The following is a 4,673-nucleotide window of genomic DNA, read 5'->3' on the forward strand; positions in this document are numbered from 1 at the left end:
ACCAAACGCGAACTCTCTGGTAGGGGCCGCCCTCCGTGGCGGCCCGCCGACTACGTCCCGCGGATCTCGCCAGGAATTTCACGCAGCAACGCTCACCTGCCCTTCCCGATTCGGCGGTTCAACTCGTCCACAAATCGGAGGCGTTGCGTTCGGTTCGGCGTTCGGGCGCTCCAGGTCGGCCATCAACTCCCGGAGGAACAATTGGTTGACCCTAGGCGACCTGATCTCTGATAGCCTGCCATTGCTCCCAGAGGCGTTCCGGGTGGAGCCGCGGGATCGGCATTCGGGCGTCGAGGGCAGCGTAAAACCGCTCGGCCTGAGACAGAGGCATCCGTATGCAAGCGGCCCCGTCTCGAACCTCCAGCGCTTCAGCCTCCGTGAGCGGAGACCCTTTTTGTCGCTCGCGGGCTGAAAGTAGCATGACCAGCGGGTTGACGAACACTGGAATTGTTGGCTCCGGCAACCCAGCCCGTTGCCGGACGCTCGCGAAGTTGGCGTACACGTTCCCGACCAACGCCCCCCGGTTGGTGACCCCGAAATACGTCCGGCCGACCCCGATCAACTCGTGGTAGCCGGGGTGGTGAGTTTTGTCGCGGGCCGCTGTGCTGGCCTCTGAGACCAGGCCGGTGCTCGACTTCGCGGCTGCGCCGACTCGATCGGTCATGCACCGAAGAGCGGCCGCATCCACGTCCGCTGCGGCGAGTCCCATCGCCCGCCCGGCCTCCAACCCGAACCCGTAAAGGATCATGCCGAGGACGGAGACGTTCAGGTCGTCGCGAACCCATCGCCAATCGGCGAGCACGGCGTCGGCCAACCCGCTAATCAGCTCGGTCAAAGTGTCGCGCGTCATCGACGTCTCCTTCGCGGACTCACGGGATACGCCTGCATCGTGGTGAGCGGCCCGGCTTCGCGTCCACGCAGACCAGCAAGACGGGTCGCTCGCTCGCCGGAGCGATCTTCCGGCACGACCGATAGCCCGTCAACCCCTCGTCGCCGAACTCGAAGTGCGGGCGGCTCCCCTCCCCTGCCCCGCTTGCCCCGCTTCTGGTTGCGGTTGCGTCGCCCGGGGGCGCGGCTATATTCCGGCCGCGCGGAGGGAGTCCGCACGCCCCGGAGGGATGCCGTGACCGCCGGTCTGCTCGCACTATCGCTCGCCGTCGGCGCGCCCCCGGTCACCGGGCTCCAGCGGGGCGACGAGTTCACGTTCACCGGCACCGTCGCCGAGGGGGTCAGCCGCGCGCCCGACTTCTTCCGGCGGAACCACGCCCTCGAACTCCGGCTGCTCGTCCTCGACCGCCAGGAGAACTGGGCGGATGTGATCGTGCTCACGCGGTTGCAGCGGACCGGGGACGCGGTCGGCGGCGCGGTCGGCGCGGTCACCGGCGGCGCGGCGAAGGACTTCCCCCCGCTCGTGCGGCTCGACGTGGTGCGGGTCCACTCCGACGGCACCGTCCACCTGCTGTCGCCCGTCGGCCCGGCCCCGCTCAAGCTCGCCGCGAACACCCCGGCCCGGGCGCTGCCGTCGGTGCCGCTCGACACGTTCGCGACGTCCGAGTTCGGCGTGTTCCCGCCGTCGGTCCCGCGGGGCAGCGACGGCGCCCCGTGGACCGTCGCGTCGGCCGGGAACCGCCCCTCGCAGACGTGGCAGGCCAAGGGGTTCGAGTTCATCAACGGCGAGCGGTGCCGGCTCCTCGCGGGCAACCAGGCGGCGCCCAACTGGGACGAGCCGGTCGGCGGGCGGACCGCGTGGCACCGGGCCGACGCCGTGTGGGTCTCGACGCAGGACGGCACGGCCCGCAAGGTTCACCGCGTCATCAAGCAGCGCGACGGGCGGGCCGAGGCCGCGTTCGCGTGGGTCGAGGTGAAGTACGAACTCAAGGACCAGGGGCGGCTCGGCGGGCAGACGTTCGACCGGGTCCGCCGCGACATCGACGTGGCGTACTTCGCCCTCGCCGACGCGGCACAGCTCCTCCCCGACGCGCAGAAGCTCGGCCCGAAGACGTTCGAGGCCCGCATCGCCCGGCTCGACGCGCAGCTCGAGGAGACCGACCCGGCCAGCCCGTACCGCGAGGCGATGCTGGCGGCGCGGCGGATGCTCGACGACGGCCGCGACGGGAAGCCGGCGGCGCTCCAGCCCGGTGCGGTCGGCCCCGCAATCCCGGTGAGCCGCCCGGCGGCCGTCGAGGTCGGGCAGGTTGCGCCGGACGTCTCAACGGGCGTGTTCCGTCTCGCCGAGCAGCGCGGCAAGCCGGTCCTGCTCGTCTTCTTCCGCCCCGGCGGGGAGACATCGGCGCACGCACTCGCGATCGCCGGCGCGCTCGAGAAGCGGTACGCGGGGAACCTCGTCGTCGCGCCGCTGGTGGTGTTCGGTGACGCGGCGGCCGCCGCGAGAGACCGCGACGGGCTCAAGCTCCGGCTCCCGCTGTACGACGGTGCGAAGGCGGTCGCGGCCTACGGCGTCGAGACGGCCCCGCGGTTCGTGCTGGTCGACGGAGCGGGGAAGGTGGCGTGGTCGTTCGCGGGGGTCGGCGCGGAAACCGGGTTCCTGCTGAAGGAACAGGCCGACCGCCTGGCCGCCCCGGCCTTCCCAGACGGCGCGACCGGAACATCCCCCGCGGGCGTGCCCGTGCTCCCGCCAATCGTGCCCCGCCCGTGATTGTCGGCGGACGCGCGGCGCGAGTAGGATTCGGTGTCCCCTTGGTGGGGCAGGCATTCTTGCCTGCCAGCGCTCGGAGAGGCAGGCAAGAATGCCTGCCCCACCCCGGCTTGGTCAGGAAGACGACATGACCGATTACGAGATCCAGGGGCCGGCGCGGGTGTGTGCGGCCACCGGCCGGGAGCTGCGGGCGGGCGACGGGTTCCACGCGGTGTTGTCGGAACAGGGGGGCAAGTTCGTTCGCACGGACTACGCGGCCGACGCCTGGACCGGACCGCCCGAGGGGGCCGTGGCGCACTGGGCCGGCAAGGTCCGGGCGGCCGAAAAGCCCCGTAGGCCCGTCGTGAACGACGACCTGCTCATCGGGTGCTTCGACCGCCTCAAGGACTCGACCGACGCCGACGGCCTGAACTTCCGGTACGTCGCGGCGCTCCTGCTCATGCGGCGGAAGCGGTTCAAGTTCGAGGACGCGGCCCGCGACGAGCACGGCCGCGACGTGATGGTCCTGAAGGACGCAAGGGGCGGGGCGGTCCACCACGTCACCGACCCGCGGCTCACCGACGAGCAGATCGCGACCGTGCAGACCGAAGTGTTCCGCGTGCTGGGCTGGGAGTAGGGCTCGGTGGGGCAGGCGTTCTTGCCTGCCTCTCCGGTCGGCTGGCAGGCAAGAACGCCTGCCCCACCAAAGAGACGACCGCTCGGAGAACCGCCATGCGACGCCGCCAGTTCCTCCTCGCCGCGCTCACCCTGACCCCCGGGATCGGGTGCCAGTCGCTGCGCGAGGCGTTCGGGGTGAAGTCGAACCCGGCCCCGGCGGGCACCGGGGCGGTCCAGAAGGTCACCGCCGAGCAACTCGTCGGCTACCTTAACATCCAGGCCGGGCGGCTCCAGAACGTCAGCTACGGCGAGGTCACCGTCTCCGCGAAGGAGGGCGACGGGATCCGCGGCGCGCTCAGGGAGATGGCGTACCCGAACCTCCGCGGGAACCTGTCGGCCAGCCAGCCCCGAAACTTCCGCATGGTCGCCAAGGGCGGGCTCGTGGACGTGAAGGTGGACCTCGGCTCGAACCCGGACCAGTTCTGGGTGTACTTCACCGCCCCGCAGATGCCGCCGACCTACGTGTTCGCGTCGCACTCCGACTTCGAGGCCGGCAAGGCGAAGGTGCCCGGGAACATGCCGGTCGACCCCGACTGGATCATGCAGGCGCTGGGGATGACCACGTTCCAGCCCGGCCCGCAGTACGTCGCCACGGCCGACGAGCGCGCCCGCACCTACACCCTGAGCTGGGACACGACCACGCCGAACCGGGTGCCGATCCGCAAGGAGGTGGTCTTCAACGCCGACGACGCCGACGCGGGCCGGGGCCAGCCGCAGGTGAAGAAGCACCTCATCCGCGACGCGAAGGGGAAGGTGCTCGCGTACGCCGAGGTGAAGGCGGCCAAGACGGTCCCCGCGGGCGGCAACGACCCGCAATCCGGCCGGCCGTACGTCGTGCAGTACCCGACGGAACTGCTCCTGCGGTGGGAGGAGCAGAAGTTCGAGATGACCCTGAAGCTCGACGCGGGCCGCATCAACGCCCAGATGACCCCGCAGGACACCCGTCGCCTCTTCGACCTGCCCAACATCCCCGGCGCGAACCCCCTCAACCTCGCCGAGGCCCGGTTCGGGGCGCAGTAGTTCAACGTTTGACGCTTGCACGGAGTGGCAACGCCGCTGGGTTCGAGGTTCAGGTGGTTTCCCCTCACCCGCCGCGAAGCGCGGCGACCTCTCCCCGCAGAGCCGGGGCGAGGTGGGGCGGTTGGTCTCACGCCACGCTCACCCAACCGCGCTGCTGAAGAGAAGGAGAAACGCCCCACCTCGCCCCGGCTCTGCGGGGAGAGGTCGCGACGAGGCTTTGCGAGTCGCGGGTGAGGGGCTGACACGTCTAACCTGCTTCAACCACGCCATCTCATTCCGCCACCCCGTTGCTCCCACGAAATAGTCCCGCGGGTGCGAGTTCTTCTGGCCTACGCGGCTG

Annotated in this window: 4 protein-coding genes; 3 read left to right on the top strand and 1 reads right to left on the bottom strand. The window is 70.6% G+C overall.

Annotated elements, in window-relative coordinates:
- Window positions 1-211 precede the first annotated feature (211 nt).
- The gene (locus tag ACTIGN_RS16395) at window positions 212-850 is read right to left on the bottom strand and encodes a hypothetical protein (protein ID WP_439625711.1); all 639 of its coding nucleotides are present in this window, start codon (window positions 848-850) and stop codon (window positions 212-214) included.
- 273 nt (window positions 851-1,123) lie between these two features.
- Here ACTIGN_RS16395 and ACTIGN_RS16400 point away from each other — a divergent pair, with 273 nt between their 5' ends.
- The 3 genes from ACTIGN_RS16400 to ACTIGN_RS16410 all read left to right on the top strand — a co-directional run bounded on the left by ACTIGN_RS16400 (window position 1,124) and on the right by ACTIGN_RS16410 (window position 4,333).
- Complete coding sequence (locus ACTIGN_RS16400) at window positions 1,124-2,656, top strand: peroxiredoxin family protein (RefSeq protein WP_439625712.1); 1,533 nt, start codon at window positions 1,124-1,126, stop codon at window positions 2,654-2,656.
- A gap of 127 nt (window positions 2,657-2,783) precedes the next feature.
- Window positions 2,784-3,272 (top strand): hypothetical protein, encoded by a 489-nt coding sequence (locus tag ACTIGN_RS16405; protein ID WP_439625714.1) that lies wholly within the window; start codon window positions 2,784-2,786, stop codon window positions 3,270-3,272.
- 95 nt (window positions 3,273-3,367) lie between these two features.
- Window positions 3,368-4,333, top strand: coding sequence for a hypothetical protein (locus ACTIGN_RS16410; RefSeq protein ID WP_439625716.1), 966 nt, complete (start codon window positions 3,368-3,370; stop codon window positions 4,331-4,333).
- Window positions 4,334-4,673 lie beyond the last annotated feature (340 nt).

The sequence above is a fragment of the Gemmata sp. genome, assembly GCF_051859125.1.
Taxonomy (GTDB): Bacteria; Planctomycetota; Planctomycetia; order Gemmatales; family Gemmataceae; genus Gemmata.